This is a genomic window from Pseudomonas sp. MYb541 (assembly GCF_037479595.1).
GTDB classification, from domain to species: Bacteria; Pseudomonadota; Gammaproteobacteria; order Pseudomonadales; family Pseudomonadaceae; genus Aquipseudomonas; species Aquipseudomonas canadensis.
Map to the genome: position 1 here is coordinate 106442 of NZ_JBBGYS010000007.1, position 16984 is coordinate 123425.

The following is a 16984-nucleotide window of genomic DNA, read 5'->3' on the forward strand; positions in this document are numbered from 1 at the left end:
TTGGCTGCCAAGAAAAAACCTGCACCCAAGCGCGGCGCCAGCCGCTACCAGGCCCCGGCGAAGAAACCAATCCCGGGCTGGTTGTGGATGGCGATCGGCCTCACCGTCGGCGCGTTTATCGTGTTCCTGATGAAGCTGGATCCCGGCAAGGGCGATGACGTCAAACGGGTCAAGCAGGAACAGCAGAAGGCCACGAAAATGGCCGAAGCCAACAAGACGGCGCCGAGCCCAACCGCGCCCGTGAAGCCGAAGTACGACTTCTACACGCTGCTGCCGGAATCGGAAGTGATCGTGCCGCCTGACGCCGTGCCGGAGAAAACCCTGCCGACGCCACAGGTGCCGACCACGCCAGTCACCCCGGCGGAAGCGGCGAAGATCGACACGGCACGTGCCCAGGCCGCGCTGGCCGGCATTACGCCGCCGCCAGCGCCGCCGGTTGCCGAAACCAAGGCCGCACCGGTGACCAAGTTCTTCCTGCAAGCGGGTTCGTTCCCGAAACAGGCGGATGCGGATCGCGTGCGAGCGCAGATCATTCTGCTGGGCCAGTCGGTGACGGTTGAGTCAGGGACGGTGAAGGATGCGACCTGGTATCGCGTGCTGGTAGGGCCGTTCAGCAACCGAGAACAGCTGACTGTGGCGCAGAAACAACTGGCTGGTGCGGGCTTTAGCAACCTGTTGTTACAACAACGCCAGAGTCGCTGACCTTCAGCCAACTTGGATCAAATGTGGGAGGGGGCTTGCCCCCGATGCAGTGTGTCAGTCAGTACATCTGTTACTGATGCACCGCCATCGGGGGCAAGCCCCCTCCCACATTTGGTCTTGCCGCGCTCTGAAGTGTGTGTCGGACCATTGAACACCACTCGTCCGCCATAACCCCCTACGGTTGAAATCCCCCCCGCCACCCCCATATGAGTTTCCATCAGGGCATTTTCGCCCCGCTGCGTGGAGACTCTCCCCTTGACCACCATCGTTTCAGTACGTCGCCACGGCAAAGTCGTCATGGGCGGCGACGGCCAGGTTTCCCTGGGTAATACCGTGATGAAAGGCAACGCCAAGAAAGTGCGCCGCCTGTACCACGGCCAGGTTCTCGCGGGCTTTGCCGGCGCTACCGCCGACGCCTTCACCCTTTTCGAGCGCTTCGAAGGCCAACTTGAGAAACATCAGGGCCACCTGGTGCGCGCTGCGGTTGAACTCGCCAAAGAATGGCGCACCGACCGCTCCCTCAGCCGCCTGGAAGCCATGCTGGCCGTCGCCAACAAAGACGCTTCCCTGATCATCACCGGCAACGGCGATGTGGTTGAGCCTGAGCATGGCCTGATCGCCATGGGTTCCGGCGGTGGCTACGCCCAAGCGGCCGCCAGCGCACTGTTGAAGAAAACCGACCTGTCGGCTCGCGAAATCGTCGAGACCGCCCTGGGTATCGCCGGTGATATCTGCGTGTTCACCAACCACAACCAGACCATTGAGGAGCAGGACCTCGCCGAGTAAGCCGTAGGCTTATTCCGCTTGAGGCCGCCAAACATTATGTCCATGACTCCCCGCGAAATCGTCCATGAACTCAACCGCCATATCATCGGCCAGGACGATGCCAAGCGCGCCGTAGCCATTGCGCTGCGTAACCGCTGGCGCCGGATGCAACTGCCCGAAGAACTGCGCGTTGAAGTAACGCCGAAGAACATCCTGATGATCGGTCCTACCGGCGTCGGTAAAACCGAAATCGCCCGTCGCCTGGCCAAGCTGGCCAATGCACCGTTTATCAAGGTCGAAGCCACTAAGTTCACCGAAGTGGGCTACGTGGGCCGCGACGTCGAGTCGATCATCCGCGACCTGGCCGACGCCGCCCTGAAAATGCTGCGCGAACAGGAAGTGACCAAGGTCAGCCACCGCGCCGAAGACGCCGCCGAAGAACGCATCCTCGACGCCCTGCTGCCACCGGCACGCATGGGTTTCAACGAAGACGCCGCGCCGGCCTCGGACTCCAACACCCGCCAGCTGTTCCGCAAGCGCCTGCGTGAAGGCCAGTTGGACGACAAGGAAATCGAGATCGAAGTCGCCGAAGTCTCCGGTGTCGATATCTCCGCCCCGCCTGGCATGGAAGAAATGACCAGCCAGTTGCAGAACCTGTTCGCCAACATGGGCAAGGGCAAGAAGAAAAGCCGCAAGCTCAAGGTGAAGGAAGCCTTGAAACTGGTGCGCGACGAAGAAGCCGGGCGCCTGGTGAATGAGGAAGAACTCAAGGCCAAGGCCCTGGAAGCGGTCGAGCAGCACGGCATCGTGTTTATCGACGAAATCGACAAGGTGGCCAAGCGCGGCAACTCCGGCGGCGTCGATGTATCCCGCGAAGGCGTACAGCGCGACCTGCTACCGCTGATCGAAGGCTGCACCGTGAACACCAAGTTGGGCATGGTCAAGACCGACCACATCCTGTTTATCGCCTCCGGTGCGTTCCACCTGAGCAAGCCAAGCGACCTGGTGCCGGAGCTGCAAGGCCGCCTGCCGATCCGCGTGGAACTCAAGGCGCTGACCCCAGGCGACTTCGAACGCATCCTCAGCGAGCCACACGCGTCGCTCACAGAGCAATACCGTGAGCTGCTGAAAACCGAAGGCTTGGGCATCGAGTTCCAGCCGGACGGCATCAAGCGCCTGGCGGAGATCGCCTGGCAGGTCAACGAGAAGACCGAGAACATCGGAGCCCGTCGTTTGCACACCTTGCTGGAGCGTCTGCTGGAGGAGGTGTCCTTCAGTGCTGGCGATTTGGCTAGCGCGCAGAATGGCGAAGTGATCAAGATCGACGCTGAATACGTCAACAGCCACTTGGGCGAATTGGCGCAGAACGAAGACTTGTCTCGTTATATTCTGTAAGCCTCACACAGAATCGCTTCGCCTCAATGTGGGAGGGGGCTTGCCCCCCGATGGCGGTGTATCAGTCAGCACACCTGACACTGACACACCACCATCGGGGGCAAGCCCCCTCCCACATTTTGAAGCCGGTTTCTTCAGGATCATTATCAATGTCCAAATTCCCGACGGCTGTAAACCTGCACAAAACCTCCAACACCCTCGGCCTCACCTACGGGCCCGACGAGGTGTACCAACTCCCCGCCGAACTGCTGCGCACCCACTCGCCCTCCGCCGAGGTCCAGGGGCATGGCAAACCCATCCTGCAATTCGGCAAGCTCAACGTGAAGTTGATCAAGGTAGAACCCGCCGGCCAGTACGCACTGAAATTGACCTTCGACGACGGCCATGACAGCGGACTGTTCACCTGGGACTACCTCTACCAACTGGCCGTGCGTCAGGACGCGTTGTGGGCCGATTATCTGGCTGAACTCAAAGCAGCCGGCAAAACCCGCGATCCGGATCAGTCGGTCGTACGGCTGATGCTCTAGCCCAGGCCTCTTGCTCTTTAGAGGGCATTTTCTAATTTCATCTGCTTGAATGCCCTGTCGCGTGACCAACGACTGGTCCGCTTGCGAAAAAAATTAAACTCGGGTAACCAATGGAATTGGCAAGTTCCCTGCATTTGACGATGCGGTATCAACGGTCACCCGAGTCGCAGTACCAGGCTTGTGTTGTGTATCGAAACTGGGTGCGCAGCGGTCCCCGGTACTCGTCTTTCGGACAATGGAGCGTCGTAGATGAGTAATAAGAACAACGATGACTTGAAACGCCAGGCCTCGGAAAACACCCTGGGGCTCAACCCGATCATCGCGTTACGTAAAAAGGATTTACTCGCCTCGGCGAAGATGGTGCTGACCCAAGCCATCAAACAACCGCTGCACAGCGTCAAGCACGTCGCGCATTTTGGCGTCGAGTTGAAGAACGTGATGTTCGGCAAATCAGCGCTGGCGCCCGAAAGCGACGACCGTCGTTTCCAGGACCCGGCCTGGAGCCAGAACCCGCTCTACAAACGCTATCTGCAAACCTACCTGGCGTGGCGCAAGGAACTGCACGACTGGATCGGCGACAGCAACCTGTCGGAACACGACATCAGCCGCGGCCACTTCGTGATCAACCTGATGACCGAAGCCATGGCCCCCACCAACAGCGCGGCCAACCCGGCGGCGGTCAAACGCTTCTTCGAGACCGGCGGCAAGAGCCTGCTCGATGGCTTGTCCCACCTGGCCAAGGACATGGTGCATAACGGCGGTATGCCGAGCCAGGTCAACATGGGCGCCTTTGAAGTGGGCAAGACCCTGGGCACGACCGAAGGCGCGGTGGTGTTTCGCAACGATGTGCTGGAACTGATCCAGTACAAGCCGATCACCGAACAGGTGCACGAACGCCCGCTGCTGGTGGTGCCGCCGCAGATCAACAAATTCTATGTATTCGACCTGAGCCCGGAGAAGAGCCTGGCGCGCTTCTGCCTACGCAATAACCAGCAAACTTTTATCGTCAGCTGGCGCAACCCGACCAAGGCTCAGCGCGAGTGGGGCCTGTCGACCTATATCGAGGCGCTCAAGGAAGCGGTGGATGTGGTCACGGCGATTACCGGCAGCAAAGATGTGAATATGCTCGGCGCCTGTTCCGGCGGCATCACCTGCACCGCACTGCTCGGCCACTACGCGGCGCTGGGGGAGAAGAAGGTCAACGCCCTGACCCTGCTGGTGAGCGTGCTCGACACGACGCTGGACACCCAAGTAGCGCTGTTCGTCGACGAACAGACCCTGGAAGCGGCCAAGCGCCATTCCTACCAGGCCGGCGTGCTGGAAGGCCGCGACATGGCCAAGGTGTTCGCCTGGATGCGCCCCAATGACCTGATCTGGAACTACTGGGTCAATAACTACCTGCTGGGTAACGAACCGCCGGTGTTCGACATCCTGTTCTGGAACAACGACACCACACGTTTGCCGGCGGCCTTCCACGGCGATCTGATCGAGCTGTTCAAGAACAACCCGTTGGTGCGAGCCAACGCCCTGGAAGTGTGCGGCACGCCCATCGACCTCAAGCAGGTCACCGCCGATATCTACTCACTGGCCGGCACCAATGACCACATCACACCGTGGCAGTCGTGCTACAAGTCGGCGCAGTTGTTTGGTGGCAAGGTGGAGTTCGTGTTGTCCAGCAGCGGGCATATCCAAAGCATCCTCAACCCGCCGGGCAACCCCAAGGCGCGTTACCAGACCAGCGACAGCCTGACGGCGAAACCGCTGGACTGGCAGGAGAATGCCACCAAGCACACCGATTCGTGGTGGCTGCATTGGCAGGCCTGGCAAGCGGAACGGGCGGGTAAGTTGAAGAAGGCGCCGACAAGTTTGGGCAATAAGACCTACGCAGCAGCGGAAGCTGCGCCGGGCACTTATGTACATGAACGTTAAGCAGATGTTTGGTTGAAATGCAGTCACTGTGGGAGCTGGCTTGCCTGCGATAGCGGCGGGTCAGTTGTTGATGGGCTGGCGGAAAGAATGCCATCGCAGGCAAGCCAGCTCCCACATGGATCGCATCGCCCACAAGACTTACGTACCACCTGACAGGGCTTTCCCATGCCGCAACCGTTCATCTTCCGCACCATCGACCTGGATGGCCAGGCCATCCGCACGGCGGTGCGCCCGGGCAAGCCTCACTTGACGCCGTTGCTGATCTTCAATGGCATCGGCGCCAACCTTGAGTTGGTGTTTCCGTTCGTCCAGGCGCTGGACCCGGACCTGGAAGTGATCGCGTTCGATGTGCCCGGAGTGGGCGGTTCATCCACGCCCAATCGGCCATACCGCTTTCCCGGTCTGGCCAAGCTCACTGCACGCATGCTCGATTACCTGGACTATGGCCAAGTGAACGCGGTGGGCGTGTCCTGGGGCGGCGCGTTGGCGCAGCAGTTTGCCTACGACTACCCGGAACGCTGCAAGAAGCTGATCCTGGCGGCCACGGCGGCAGGTGCGGTGATGGTGCCGGGCAAACCGAAAGTGTTGTGGCTGATGGCAAGTCCGCGCCGTTACATTCAACCGTCCCATGTGGTGCGCATTGCACCGATGATCTACGGGGGGTCGTTCCGCCGCGACTCAAAACTGGCTGCCGAACACGCGAGCAAAGTGCGTTCGGCTGGCAAGCTCGGTTATTACTGGCAGCTATTCGCCGGGCTAGGCTGGACCAGCATCCACTGGCTGCACAAGATCCGCCAACCCACCCTGGTGCTGGCGGGGGACGACGACCCACTGATCCCGCTGATCAACATGCGCATGCTGGCCTGGCGCATTCCCAACGCACAGTTGCACATCATCGATGACGGCCACCTGTTCCTGATCACCCGGGCGGAGGCCGTGGCACCGATCATCATGAAGTTTCTAGAAGAGGAGCGCATGCGCGCGGTGATCCATCCGCGACCGGCCGTGTAAGGACCACACCACCGCGCAACTTGCCAGGAACCGGCTATGGTTCTGAATTGGCGTGCCTGTTTGATGGCTTGACGAAGGAGTGTTGGCTCATGCGAGAAAGACCCGTGACGAACCCGGCGCCAACCCCTGCCGCGTTCATCAATGCGCAAAATGCGATTACCGGCCTGCGCGGCCGAGACCTGCTGTCGACCCTGCGCAGCGTGGCCGCCCATGGCTTGCGCAACCCGGTGCATACCGTTCGGCATGCCTGGGCGTTGAGCGGTCAACTGGGTCGCGTGCTGCTCGGTGAAACCGTGCACGAACCCAACCCCAACGACGGCCGCTTCACCGACCCCACCTGGAAGCTCAACCCACTGTACCGGCGCAGCCTGCAAGCCTATCTGAGCTGGCAGAAGCAGACCCGTCACTGGATCGATGACAGCAACCTGAGCGCCGATGACCGCGCCCGTGCGCATTTTGCTTTCTCGTTGATCAACGATGCGGTCTCCCCTTCCAACACCCTGCTCAACCCGCTGGCGATCAAGGAGCTGCTCAACTCCGGCGGCAACAGCGTGGTGCGCGGTGTGACCAACCTGTTCGAAGACCTGCTGCACAACAATGGCCTGCCGCGCCAGGTGAGCAAGCACGCCTTCGAAGTCGGCAAGACGGTCGCCACCACCCCCGGCTCCGTGGTGTTTCGCAATGAGCTGCTGGAGCTGATCCAGTACAAGCCCATGAGCGAAAAGCAATACGCCAAGCCGCTGCTGATCGTGCCGCCGCAAATCAACAAGTACTACATTTTCGACTTGAGCCCCGCTAATAGCTTTGTGCAGTACGCCCTGAAAAACGGCCTGCAGACCTTCATGGTCAGTTGGCGCAACCCGGATGTGCGGCATCGCGAATGGGGCTTGTCCACCTACGTCGCTGCGTTGGAGGAAGCACTCAACGTGTGCCGCGCGATCACCGGTGCCCGTGAGGTCAACCTGATGGGCGCCTGCGCCGGCGGCCTGACCATCGCCGCGCTGCAAGGCCACCTGCAAGCCAAGCGCCAGCTGCGCCGCATCTCCAGCGCCAGTTACCTGGTGAGCCTGCTGGACAGCCAGATCGACAGCCCCGCCACCCTGTTCGCCGACGAGCAGACCCTGGAAGCCGCCAAGCGCCGGTCCTATCAACAAGGCGTGCTGGACGGTCGCGACATGGCCAAGGTGTTCGCGTGGATGCGGCCCAATGACCTGATCTGGAACTACTGGATCAACAACTACCTGCTGGGCAAGGAACCGCCGGCCTTCGACATCCTGTACTGGAACAACGACAACACGCGACTGCCGGCAGCGCTGCATGGCGACCTGCTGGACTTCTTCAAACACAACCCGCTGAGCCATCCCGGTGGCCTGGAAGTGTGCGGCACGCCGATCGATTTGCAGAAGGTCACGGTAGACAGCTTCAGCGTGGCGGGCATCAACGACCACATCACGCCGTGGGATGCGGTGTATCGCTCCACCCAATTGCTGGGCGGCGAGCGGCGCTTCGTGCTGTCCAACAGCGGGCATATCCAGAGCATCCTCAACCCGCCGGACAACCCCAAGGCCAACTACGTCGAAAACCCCAAGCTGAGCAGCGACCCGCGCGCCTGGTACTACGACGCCAATCACGTCGACGGCAGTTGGTGGCCACTGTGGCTGGCGTGGATCCAGCAGCGCTCGGGCGTGCAAAGGGAAACCCTCACTGCCCTGGGCAACCAGAACTACCCACCGATGGAAGCGGCACCCGGCACCTACGTGCGCGCGCGCTGAGCTCAACGATCACATTAAGAAGACTGGATGAAGACCCGCGACCGTATCCTTGAATGTGCCCTGCAGTTGTTCAACCAGAAGGGCGAGCCGAACGTGTCGACCATGGAGGTGGCCAATGAAATGGGGATCAGCCCCGGCAACCTCTACTACCACTTTCATGGCAAGGAGCCGCTGGTGCTCGGGTTGTTCGAGCGTTTCCAGAATGAGCTGGCGCCCCTGCTCGACCCACCAGCGGACGCGCAACTGGAAGCCGAGGATTACTGGCTGTTCCTGCACCTGATCGTCGAGCGCATGGCGCATTACCGGTTCTTGTTCCAGGACTTGTCGAACCTGGCGGGACGTTTGCCGAAGCTGGCCAAGGGCATTCGCAACTTGCTGACGGCGCTCAAGCGGACACTGGCGTCTTTGCTGGCGCGACTGAAGGCGGCGGGTCAGTTGGCCAGCAGCACCCAGGCCCTGGGGCAACTTGTGGAGCAGATCACCATGACGCTGCTGTTTTCGTTGGATTACCAGCGAATTCTTGATCGTGAAGGCGAGGTGCAGGTGGTGGTCTACCAGATCATGATGCTGGTGGCGCCGCATTTGCTGCCGCCGGCGCGGCAGGCGACTGAGCGGTTTGCGCTCAAGTACGTTGATCACACCTCATAAAAAATGCCCGACCTTTGCAGGTCGGGCATTTTTTGTATCCTGAGAAAAATCAGGACTGACTGGATGGCGTCGGGGTTGCCGGCGTTGCAGTCGGGGTCACAGCAGGGGTCGGTGCGGACACCGAATTGGCTGTGGAGGCGGTTGGCGCAGTAGCAGGCTTGGCGGCAGCAGCAGGCTTGGGTGCTGCTGGTTTTTTCGCTACAGCAGGCTTTTTCGCGGCAGCGGGTTTTGCCGCTGGCTTGGCTGCAGCAGGTTTGGCTGCTGGTTTCGCGGCGGCCGGCTTGGCAGCGGGTTTTGCTGCAGCGGTTTTGGCGGCAGGCTTGGCGGCTGGTTTGGCAGCGGCCTTGGCTGCAGGTTTTGCGGCTGCCTTAGCGGCAGGCTTGGCAGCAGCTTTAGCAGCCACTGGTTTAGCAGCCGGTTTGGCGGCCGGTTTGGCTGCTGCGGTTTTGGCAGCTGGCTTGGCGGCTGGTTTAGCAGCAGCCTTGGCAGCGGGTTTTGCAGCCGGCTTGGCGGCAGCTTTCACCAGAGGCTTGGCCGCAGGTTTCGCAGCCGGTTTGGCCGCTGCGGTTTTAGCCGCTGGCTTGGCCGCCGGTTTTGCAGCAGCCGTTTTCGCGGGTGCCACTTTAGCGCCGGTGAGTTTTTCGATTTGCTTGGTCAAGGTATCGACCTTGCTGTGCAGCGTCTTCAACTCTGCCTTACTCGGCACGCCCAGTCGCGAAATGGCACTGTTGAGGCGTTTGTCGAAAGTTTCTTCCAACTTGCCCCACGTGTCAGAAATGCTCGACTTGGCGGAGCCGGCAGTTGCCTTGGCGGCTTCAACTTTTTTACCAACCGTGGTTTTGGTCAACTTCTCGGCTTTCTCGCCGTCCTTGACCAAAGTCTCGAAGTATTTGCCGCCGTCACTGCTAACCTTCGAGTACACGCCTAAACCAGCAAGCCAGATCTTACGGGAATATTTTTCAACTTCCCCGACCCACGAGCTGCCTTCTTTCTGAGTAGTCTTTTTAACAGCCATCCCGATGTCTCCTTAGTGTTTACGCGCGACACGTTCTAGCAATGTCGTCAGCTCTTCGAGCTTAGCAGAGAGTGTCTCAACGTCATGTTTAGACGCAATGCCGATTCGATTCAAGGCACTGGCAACACGAGTGTCAAAAGCTTTTTCAACTTTATCAAGCTGAACTTCTACCAGACCTTTGACGGCGGAGACATTACTCTTTACTTGGTCAATCTGACTGTTGGCGGCTTCAAGTTGTTCAACTGCAACTTTTTTACCTTTACTTTCAACATGTTGACCGGTCTTAACCAGCTCTTTGAAGTACTCGCCGCCCTCGCTTCCGACCTTGGCATAAGCACCAAGTCCTGCCAGCCAGATCTTACGGGCGTAGGATTTAACCTCACTCAGGGTAGTGGTCTGGGCGTCGATTTTTTTCTTCAGGATAACTTTGGCCATGGTGCACCTCACGCAGAATAGGGTGGAGGAACGGCCCACAGGAGTTGAGGGCTTGGGCACAAAGTAGGCTGTAAAATTAGAATCGGCACCCTAAGAACAGACGGATCACACCAAGGCTTTATCCAGGGCTTTCTCGATTTCGGACTTGATGGTGCCACTCATGGCCGACATCAACAGGCCCAGTTCCACATCGATGCGCAACGAATCTTCAGTGACTAATACCGCGCCCTTAACCCCCGAACGCTTGAGGTTCAAGGTATCGCCGGACCATGACGGCTCCAGGCCATATTGCTCTTTGAGTTTGAGCGCCAACTTGTCGGCCTTTGCCCGCGCGCCTTCTTTACCCAGGGAATGTGCGCGCTCAACGGTTATACGGGCCATTGCAATGACTCCTCTTTATAGGGACGTGAATACCTTCGATGCGGCAAAAGGTCTCGGTGACCACCCATCTTACCTGCAGCCTTGCCAAGACAAAGCAGGCCTTGGGGATTATCATGTCCCGCATTCTCTTTTGGTGACAGCGATATGACTGATCAGCGCAAAGGCAGCGATGCCGAACCCACCACTCACTTCGGCTTCAAGAACGTCCCGGAAAGCCAGAAAGCGGAAAAAGTCGCTGAGGTGTTCCACTCCGTGGCGGCCAAGTACGACCTGATGAACGATGTGCTGTCGGGCGGCATGCACCGCCTGTGGAAGCGCTTCACCATCGAGTTGTCGGGTGTTCGCCCTGGCAACCGTGTGCTGGACATCGCCGGCGGCACAGGTGACCTGGCGGCCAAGTTTTCCAAGCTGGTTGGCCCGACTGGCCAAGTAGTATTGGCCGACATCAACAGTTCGATGCTCAAGGTCGGTCGCGATCGCCTGCTGGATAAAGGCGTGGCCGGCAATATCGAGTTCGTCCAGGCCGACGCCGAAAAGCTGCCGTTCCCGGACAACCACTTCGACTGCGTGACCATCGCCTTCGGCTTGCGCAACGTCACCCACAAGGAAGACGCGATCCGCTCGATGCTGCGCGTGCTCAAGCCGGGTGGTCGCCTGTTGGTGCTGGAGTTCTCCAAGCCGACCAACGCGGTGATGTCCAAGGTCTACGACACGTACTCGTTTGCCTTCATGCCACTGGTAGGCAAACTGGTGCTCAACGACCCGGACAGCTATCGCTACCTGGCCGAATCGATCCGCATGCACCCCGACCAGGAAACCCTGAAGTCGATGATGGTAGAAGCCGGTTTCGACCGCGTGACCTACCACAACATGACCTCGGGTATCGTCGCCCTGCACCGCGGCATCAAGCCCTGATGCTGCTCGCCAGCCTTCTCGCCAGCGTTGAACACGGTCTCAACCGTGTGCTGCGCCTGGACAGCACCGCCCTGGCGCGGCTTGCGCACCTCAACGGCAAGGTGATTGCCGTCGACTGCCGCAGCCCTGCCTTGCAGCTGTTTATCCTGCCCAGCGATGAAGGCCTGATGCTCGCGGCCCAATGGGCCGCCGACGCCGATTGCACCCTGCGTGCGCCGGCGTCGAGCTTGTTGCACCTGGCCCTGAGCCGCAACAAGACCGCCATCCTGCACAGCGCCGAAGTGGAGCTGGAAGGCGACAGCTCGGTGCTGATGGACCTGGCTGCCGTGCTGCAGGACCTGGAACTGGACTGGGAATACGAGCTGTCACGCTGGATCGGCCCCGTTGCCACCCAGTTGATCAGCGGGCACCTGCGCAGCCGTTCGCGCTGGTACCAGCAGGGGTTTGCCAGCCTCAACCAGAACCTCGCCGAATACCTGAGCGAAGAATCGCGCACCCTGGTCGGAGAGCGGGAAGCGCAAGCGCGCTTCCGTGAACTCGACAAGGCCAAAATCGACCTGGAACGCCTAGAGGCCCGCTTCGAGCGCCTGAGCCGTTCCCTTGATCCAAGCGATAACGCATGAAGCTGCTCGCCGTCCGCCGTTTGTTTCGTATCCAGCGCGTCGTAATCCGCTACCAACTCGATGACCTGCTGTTCGCCCTGCCCCTGCCGTGGTTCCTACTCGCGGTGCGCTATGTGCTGCCGTGGCGCTGGTTGCCGCGCAAGAAGCTGGAGCTGAGCCGTGGCGCACGCCTGCGCCTGGCGTTGCAGGACCTGGGGCCAATCTTCATCAAGTTCGGGCAGATCCTCTCGACCCGCCGCGACTTGCTGCCTGAAGACATCGCCGACGAGCTGATGCTGCTGCAGGACCGCGTGCCGCCGTTCGACTCCCAACAATCGATGGCGCTGATCGAAGAACAATTGGGCAAGAAAATCAGCGAAGTCTTCAGCCGCTTCGACGTTGAGCCCCTAGCGTCGGCCTCTGTGGCCCAGGTCCACGCGGCACAACTCAAGACCGGCGAAGAAGTGGTGGTGAAGGTGATTCGCCCGGGTCTCAAGCCGATCATCGGCCAGGACCTGGCATGGCTGTTTATCCTCGCCCGTGCCGCCGAGCGTTTCTCGGCCGATGCGCGGCTGCTGCACCCGGTGGACGTGGTCGCCGACTACGAAAAGACCATCTACGACGAACTCGACCTGCTGCGCGAAGCCGCCAACGCCAGCCAGCTCAAGCGCAACTTTGAAGGCTCGCCGCTGCTGTACGTACCCCAAGTTTACTGGGACTGGTGCCGCCCCAAAGTGCTGGTGATGGAGCGCATCTACGGCGTGCAGGTCACCGACCTCGCGACCCTGGCCGACCAGCGCACCGACATGAAGATGCTCGCCGAGCGAGGCGTGGAGATCTTCTTCACCCAGGTGTTCCGCGACAGTTTCTTCCACGCCGACATGCACCCCGGCAACATCTTTGTCAGCACCGTGAACCCGTGGAGCCCGCAGTACATTGCGATCGACTGCGGCATCGTCGGCAGCCTGACCCCGGAAGACCAGGACTACCTGGCCCGCAACCTGTTCGCCTTCTTCAAGCGCGACTATCGCCGTGTGGCGCAGTTGCACATTGATTCAGGCTGGGTGCCGGCGGAAACCAAGCTCAACGAATTCGAAGCGGCGATCCGTACCGTGTGCGAGCCGATCTTTGAAAAACCGTTAAAAGATATTTCCTTCGGCCAGGTGCTGATGCGCCTGTTTCAGACCGCGCGACGCTTCAACATGGAAGTGCAGCCACAGCTGGTATTGCTGCAAAAAACCCTGTTGAACATCGAAGGACTGGGCCGCCAGCTGTACCCGGACCTGGACCTGTGGAACACCGCCCAGCCGTTCCTCGAACGCTGGATGCGCGAACGCATGAGCCCGAAAACCGTGCTGGGCAACCTGCATAGCCAGATGGAACAACTGCCGCACCTGGCCAACATGACCCGCGACCTGCTGGAGCGCATGTCCCAGCCCCACGCCAAGGACCCGGCGCCGCCCTGGAAGCAGCGCAAGGACGACTGGTTTCTGCGCCTGCTGGGTGCTGCGCACCTGGTCGGCGGGGTGATGCTGGCCATCGGTGGCCCGCTGAACCAACTGGGCCACTGGCCGGCTGGCATCATGGTCGCGGTGGGTGTTTATCTGATCGTGCGTCGATAGCCAATCCGGTTATACACTGTCGCAAATTGCCGGAGCCGAACATGAAAGACTGGCTGGACGAGATCAAATGGGACAGTGACGGCCTGGTGCCGGCCATTGCCCAGGACTACAAGACCGGGCGCGTGCTGATGATGGCCTGGATGAACCGCGAGGCCCTGAGCCTCACCGCCACTGAGCAGCGCGCCATCTATTGGTCACGCTCGCGTGGCAAACTGTGGCGCAAGGGCGAAGAGTCCGGGCACGTGCAGACCCTGCACGAGATGCGCATCGACTGCGACGCCGACGTGGTGATCCTCAAGGTCGAGCAGATCGGCGACATCGCCTGCCACACCGGCCGTCACAGCTGCTTCTATCGCGTGTTCGAGAACGGCGAATGGAAAGTTGTGGAGCCGGTGCTCAAAGACCCGCACGCCATCTACTCGGCAGGACACTAGACATGAGCGATACCCTGAACCGCGTGGCCCAGGTGCTGGAAGACCGCAAAGGCGCGGATGCCGACAGTTCCTACGTCGCCAGCCTGTACCACAAGGGTTTGAACAAGATCCTGGAGAAACTCGGCGAAGAATCCGTCGAGACCATCATTGCGGCCAAGGACGCGCAAATCAGCGGTGATTACAGCGATGTAATCTACGAGACCGCTGACTTGTGGTTCCATAGCCTGGTCATGCTCGCCCAACTGGGGCAGCATCCGCAGGCTGTGCTGGATGAACTGGACCGACGCTTCGGCTTGTCCGGGCATGCCGAGAAAGCCTCGCGCCCGTCGGCCTGAATAACCAAGACTAGAGGATTTGCAGCATGGGCATTTTTGACTGGAAACACTGGATCGTCATTCTGGTGGTGGTGGTACTGGTGTTCGGCACCAAGAAACTCAAGAACCTGGGCACCGACGTGGGCGAATCGATCAAGGGCTTCCGTAAAGCCATGAACGACGATGAGAAACCGGCCGACCCGGCTGTAAATCCGGTGCCTCCGGCGCAGCCTGTGCACCCGCAGGCCACCCAGCCGATCACCGAGCGCCGTACGTTCGACGTTCAGGCTGAGAAAGTCGAAGAGCCGACCCGCAAAGACTCGTGAGCACTGACTAATGTTTGGTATCAGCTTCTCTGAACTGCTGCTTGTCGGCCTCGTAGCCTTGCTGGTACTGGGGCCGGAACGCCTGCCCGGTGCAGCACGTACGGCCGGCCTGTGGATCGGGCGCCTGAAACGCAGTTTCAACGCCATCAAACAGGAAGTTGAACGGGAAATCGGCGCCGACGAGATCCGCCGGCAACTGCACAACGAGCACATCCTTTCGTTGGAACAGGAAGCCCGCAAGATTCTGTCACCGGTGCAGGAGCCCGCCAAACCGGCAGAGCCTGTGGCCCAAAACAGCATCGCGCCTGTTGCCGAAGCCGCCCCCGTGGCACCGATCGCGCCCACCGAGCCTGCGCCGACGCCCACCGCGTCGCCCGCGCCCCATGACCCTACATTGCCGCCGCGAGCCCCATGAGCGCTGATAAACCGGAAAACGACCAGCATATGCCGCTGGTCTCGCACCTCACCGAGCTGCGTACCCGCCTGCTGCGTTGCGTAGCGGCCATCTTCATCATCTTTGCCGGGTTGTTCGCCTTTACCCAGCAGATCTACACCTTCGTCTCCACGCCGCTGCGCCAGTACCTGCCGGCCGGTGCGACGATGATCGCCACCGACGTGTCGTCGCCGTTCCTCACGCCGCTGAAGCTGACCATGATGGTGTCGCTGTTCCTGGCGATCCCGGTGATCCTGCACCAGATCTGGGGCTTTATCGCGCCGGGCCTGTACAAGCATGAGAAGCGCATCGCCGTGCCGCTGCTGGTGTCGAGCATCCTGCTGTTCTACACCGGCATGGCATTCGCCTACTTCCTGGTGTTCCCGCTGATCTTCAAATTCTTCGCCGCCGCCACCCCGGCCGGCGTGGAAATGATGACCGACATCACCAGCTACCTCGACTTTGTGATGACGCTGTTCTTCGCCTTCGGCGTGGCCTTCGAAATCCCGGTGGCCGTGGTGCTGCTGGTATGGATCGGCGTGGTCAACGTGGCGTACCTGAAGAAGATCCGCCCGTACGTGATCATCGGCTGCTTCGTGGTCGGCATGATCCTTACGCCACCGGACATCTTCTCCCAGACCCTGCTGGCCGTGCCGATGTGGATGCTGTTCGAAATCGGCATCCTGTTCAGCGGTTTGATCAGCAAGCGCGGCGAACACCCGGATGACCAGCCCGACGACGACCAGCCGCCAGCGACCCAGCCGTGAACCTGCTGCTCCTTGAAGAGGCCGACTTCATCGCGGCCGACCGTGTGGTGCTGCGTGATCGACGCCTGGTGCACATGCAGGAAGTCCACCGCGCCGCCGTCGGCGACAGCCTGCGTGTTGGCCGCATCAGTGGACGGATGGGCAATGCGCAACTGCTGCGCCTGGAAGCCACCGAAGCCGAGCTGCAAGTCAGCTTCGACCAGCCGCCACCGGCCAAGCTGCCACTGACCCTGCTGCTGGCCCTGCCACGCCCGAAGATGCTGCGTCGAGTGTTGCAGACCGTGGCCGCCATGGGCGTGCCCAAGGTGGTGCTGCTCAACAGCTACCGCGTCGAAAAGAGCTTCTGGCAAACCCCGTTCCTGGAACCCGAAGCGATTCGCGAGCAATTGATCCTCGGCCTGGAACAGGCGCGGGACACGGTGTTGCCCGAGATCATTATCGAAAAACGCTTCAAACCCTTCGTCGAAGACCGCCTGCCGGCACTGGTTGAAGGCACCCTGGGCCTGGTCGGTCATCCTGGCGACTATCCAGACTGCCCCCGCGGCCTCGACGAGCCAGTGACCCTGGCGATTGGTCCCGAGGGCGGCTGGATTCCCTACGAAGTGGACCTGCTGGCCAAGGCCGGCTTGCAGCCGGTACAACTCGGCGCCCGCATCCTGCGCGTCGAAACCGCCGTCACCGCCCTGCTCGCCCGCTTGTTCTAACCCCGCTTACTCCGGACGGATGGGCTTTTTGTGGTGAGCGGGCTTGCCCCGCGCTGGGTGGCGGAGCCGCCCTAAACCCAGGCATCGCGGTCTTGCTGATACACTGCGGCGTCCTTGTTGGGGCCGCTGCGCAGCCCAGCGCGGGGCAAGCCCGCTCACCACAAAAAGCCTCTCCGACATTCGACCTTGTTGCTACAGAACTCACCTACGCTGCCGATAAGCTCTTAATAAGTCCAAGCCTTGTTCCAGGGGAGTTCGCAGCATGTATCGTTGGTTAGCCGAAAAGC

At 60.6% G+C, this 16984-nt stretch carries 20 protein-coding genes; 17 read left to right on the forward strand and 3 right to left on the reverse strand.

Features of this window, described 5'->3' with window-relative positions; genetic code table 11:
* From WH299_RS06530 to WH299_RS06565, 8 genes are all read left to right on the forward strand, one after another.
* The gene (locus WH299_RS06530) at window positions 1–702 is read left to right on the forward strand and encodes an SPOR domain-containing protein (RefSeq protein WP_025858692.1); all 702 of its coding nucleotides are present in this window, start codon (window positions 1–3) and stop codon (window positions 700–702) included.
* Window positions 703–957: 255 nt separating this feature from the next.
* On the forward strand, window positions 958–1488 hold the full coding sequence (hslV, locus tag WH299_RS06535) for an ATP-dependent protease subunit HslV (RefSeq protein ID WP_003171209.1): 531 nt from the start codon (window positions 958–960) through the stop codon (window positions 1486–1488).
* 36 nt (window positions 1489–1524) lie between these two features.
* The gene (gene hslU, locus WH299_RS06540) at window positions 1525–2862 is read left to right on the forward strand and encodes an ATP-dependent protease ATPase subunit HslU (RefSeq protein ID WP_339549896.1); all 1338 of its coding nucleotides are present in this window, start codon (window positions 1525–1527) and stop codon (window positions 2860–2862) included.
* A 149-nt stretch (window positions 2863–3011) separates the two neighbouring features.
* Complete coding sequence (locus WH299_RS06545) at window positions 3012–3389, forward strand: gamma-butyrobetaine hydroxylase-like domain-containing protein (RefSeq protein ID WP_122730457.1); 378 nt, start codon at window positions 3012–3014, stop codon at window positions 3387–3389.
* Window positions 3390–3638: 249 nt separating this feature from the next.
* The gene (gene phaC, locus WH299_RS06550) at window positions 3639–5318 is read left to right on the forward strand and encodes a class II poly(R)-hydroxyalkanoic acid synthase (protein WP_126569679.1); all 1680 of its coding nucleotides are present in this window, start codon (window positions 3639–3641) and stop codon (window positions 5316–5318) included.
* A gap of 165 nt (window positions 5319–5483) precedes the next feature.
* Entirely contained in the window at window positions 5484–6329 is an 846-nt protein-coding gene (gene phaZ, locus WH299_RS06555) for a poly(3-hydroxyalkanoate) depolymerase (protein ID WP_049710417.1), read from the forward strand.
* Window positions 6330–6418: 89 nt separating this feature from the next.
* Window positions 6419–8101, forward strand: coding sequence for a class II poly(R)-hydroxyalkanoic acid synthase (gene phaC / locus WH299_RS06560; protein ID WP_122730453.1), 1683 nt, complete (start codon window positions 6419–6421; stop codon window positions 8099–8101).
* Window positions 8102–8128: 27 nt separating this feature from the next.
* The gene (locus WH299_RS06565) at window positions 8129–8749 is read left to right on the forward strand and encodes a TetR/AcrR family transcriptional regulator (protein ID WP_323623173.1); all 621 of its coding nucleotides are present in this window, start codon (window positions 8129–8131) and stop codon (window positions 8747–8749) included.
* 49 nt (window positions 8750–8798) lie between these two features.
* Here the strand turns inward: WH299_RS06565 and WH299_RS06570 are convergent, their stop codons facing one another.
* The 3 genes from WH299_RS06570 to WH299_RS06580 all read right to left on the reverse strand — a co-directional run bounded on the left by WH299_RS06570 (window position 8799) and on the right by WH299_RS06580 (window position 10580).
* Window positions 8799–9764 (reverse strand): phasin family protein, encoded by a 966-nt coding sequence (locus WH299_RS06570; protein WP_323623174.1) that lies wholly within the window; start codon window positions 9762–9764, stop codon window positions 8799–8801.
* A 12-nt stretch (window positions 9765–9776) separates the two neighbouring features.
* Window positions 9777–10199 (reverse strand): phasin family protein, encoded by a 423-nt coding sequence (locus tag WH299_RS06575; RefSeq protein WP_028615406.1) that lies wholly within the window; start codon window positions 10197–10199, stop codon window positions 9777–9779.
* A 105-nt stretch (window positions 10200–10304) separates the two neighbouring features.
* Entirely contained in the window at window positions 10305–10580 is a 276-nt protein-coding gene (locus tag WH299_RS06580) for a polyhydroxyalkanoic acid system family protein (RefSeq protein ID WP_028615405.1), read from the reverse strand.
* Window positions 10581–10724: 144 nt separating this feature from the next.
* On the opposite strand from WH299_RS06580, the gene ubiE reads away from it, so the two are divergent.
* Genes ubiE through WH299_RS06625 form a run of 9 tightly spaced genes read left to right on the forward strand, consistent with a single transcriptional unit; the run spans window position 10725 to window position 16697 of the window.
* Window positions 10725–11495 (forward strand): bifunctional demethylmenaquinone methyltransferase/2-methoxy-6-polyprenyl-1,4-benzoquinol methylase UbiE, encoded by a 771-nt coding sequence (gene ubiE, locus WH299_RS06585; RefSeq protein ID WP_016972732.1) that lies wholly within the window; start codon window positions 10725–10727, stop codon window positions 11493–11495.
* Window positions 11495–12118, forward strand: coding sequence for a ubiquinone biosynthesis accessory factor UbiJ (locus WH299_RS06590; RefSeq protein WP_028615404.1), 624 nt, complete (start codon window positions 11495–11497; stop codon window positions 12116–12118). The genes ubiE and WH299_RS06590 overlap by 1 nt, the downstream gene beginning before the upstream one ends.
* The gene (gene ubiB, locus WH299_RS06595; protein ID WP_122730446.1) at window positions 12115–13719 is read left to right on the forward strand and encodes a ubiquinone biosynthesis regulatory protein kinase UbiB; all 1605 of its coding nucleotides are present in this window, start codon (window positions 12115–12117) and stop codon (window positions 13717–13719) included. The genes WH299_RS06590 and ubiB overlap by 4 nt, the downstream gene beginning before the upstream one ends.
* A gap of 41 nt (window positions 13720–13760) precedes the next feature.
* Window positions 13761–14153: a phosphoribosyl-AMP cyclohydrolase gene (gene hisI, locus WH299_RS06600; RefSeq protein WP_012721796.1), complete on the forward strand. Its 393-nt coding sequence runs from the start codon at window positions 13761–13763 to the stop codon at window positions 14151–14153.
* Between the two features lie 2 nt (window positions 14154–14155).
* Window positions 14156–14488, forward strand: coding sequence for a phosphoribosyl-ATP diphosphatase (locus tag WH299_RS06605; protein ID WP_003187881.1), 333 nt, complete (start codon window positions 14156–14158; stop codon window positions 14486–14488).
* A gap of 26 nt (window positions 14489–14514) precedes the next feature.
* The gene (locus tag WH299_RS06610) at window positions 14515–14793 is read left to right on the forward strand and encodes a twin-arginine translocase TatA/TatE family subunit (RefSeq protein WP_016979166.1); all 279 of its coding nucleotides are present in this window, start codon (window positions 14515–14517) and stop codon (window positions 14791–14793) included.
* A gap of 10 nt (window positions 14794–14803) precedes the next feature.
* Window positions 14804–15208 (forward strand): Sec-independent protein translocase protein TatB, encoded by a 405-nt coding sequence (gene tatB / locus WH299_RS06615; RefSeq protein ID WP_028615402.1) that lies wholly within the window; start codon window positions 14804–14806, stop codon window positions 15206–15208.
* Entirely contained in the window at window positions 15205–15993 is a 789-nt protein-coding gene (tatC, locus tag WH299_RS06620) for a twin-arginine translocase subunit TatC (protein WP_010213805.1), read from the forward strand. Before tatB ends, tatC begins: the two co-directional genes overlap by 4 nt.
* On the forward strand, window positions 15990–16697 hold the full coding sequence (locus WH299_RS06625) for a 16S rRNA (uracil(1498)-N(3))-methyltransferase (RefSeq protein WP_122730444.1): 708 nt from the start codon (window positions 15990–15992) through the stop codon (window positions 16695–16697). The genes tatC and WH299_RS06625 overlap by 4 nt, the downstream gene beginning before the upstream one ends.
* The last annotated feature ends 287 nt before the right edge of the window (window positions 16698–16984 follow it).

What these genes read in the sequence shown, in the direction of transcription:
- WH299_RS06605 (WP_003187881.1), top strand. Translation starts at nt 14,156, where the DNA reads ATGAGCGATACCCTGAACCGCGTGGCCCAGGTGCTGGAAGACCGCAAA.
- phaC (WP_126569679.1), top strand. Translation starts at nt 3,639, where the DNA reads ATGAGTAATAAGAACAACGATGACTTGAAACGCCAGGCCTCGGAAAAC.
- hisI (WP_012721796.1), top strand. Translation starts at nt 13,761, where the DNA reads ATGAAAGACTGGCTGGACGAGATCAAATGGGACAGTGACGGCCTGGTG.
- ubiE (WP_016972732.1), top strand. Translation starts at nt 10,725, where the DNA reads ATGACTGATCAGCGCAAAGGCAGCGATGCCGAACCCACCACTCACTTC.
- WH299_RS06580 (WP_028615405.1), bottom strand. Translation starts at nt 10,580, where the DNA reads ATGGCCCGTATAACCGTTGAGCGCGCACATTCCCTGGGTAAAGAAGGC.
- WH299_RS06565 (WP_323623173.1), top strand. Translation starts at nt 8,129, where the DNA reads ATGAAGACCCGCGACCGTATCCTTGAATGTGCCCTGCAGTTGTTCAAC.
- hslU (WP_339549896.1), top strand. Translation starts at nt 1,525, where the DNA reads ATGTCCATGACTCCCCGCGAAATCGTCCATGAACTCAACCGCCATATC.
- WH299_RS06590 (WP_028615404.1), top strand. Translation starts at nt 11,495, where the DNA reads ATGCTGCTCGCCAGCCTTCTCGCCAGCGTTGAACACGGTCTCAACCGT.
- WH299_RS06610 (WP_016979166.1), top strand. Translation starts at nt 14,515, where the DNA reads ATGGGCATTTTTGACTGGAAACACTGGATCGTCATTCTGGTGGTGGTG.
- tatC (WP_010213805.1), top strand. Translation starts at nt 15,205, where the DNA reads ATGAGCGCTGATAAACCGGAAAACGACCAGCATATGCCGCTGGTCTCG.
- tatB (WP_028615402.1), top strand. Translation starts at nt 14,804, where the DNA reads ATGTTTGGTATCAGCTTCTCTGAACTGCTGCTTGTCGGCCTCGTAGCC.
- phaZ (WP_049710417.1), top strand. Translation starts at nt 5,484, where the DNA reads ATGCCGCAACCGTTCATCTTCCGCACCATCGACCTGGATGGCCAGGCC.
- ubiB (WP_122730446.1), top strand. Translation starts at nt 12,115, where the DNA reads ATGAAGCTGCTCGCCGTCCGCCGTTTGTTTCGTATCCAGCGCGTCGTA.
- WH299_RS06570 (WP_323623174.1), bottom strand. Translation starts at nt 9,764, where the DNA reads ATGGCTGTTAAAAAGACTACTCAGAAAGAAGGCAGCTCGTGGGTCGGG.
- phaC (WP_122730453.1), top strand. Translation starts at nt 6,419, where the DNA reads ATGCGAGAAAGACCCGTGACGAACCCGGCGCCAACCCCTGCCGCGTTC.
- WH299_RS06545 (WP_122730457.1), top strand. Translation starts at nt 3,012, where the DNA reads ATGTCCAAATTCCCGACGGCTGTAAACCTGCACAAAACCTCCAACACC.
- WH299_RS06575 (WP_028615406.1), bottom strand. Translation starts at nt 10,199, where the DNA reads ATGGCCAAAGTTATCCTGAAGAAAAAAATCGACGCCCAGACCACTACC.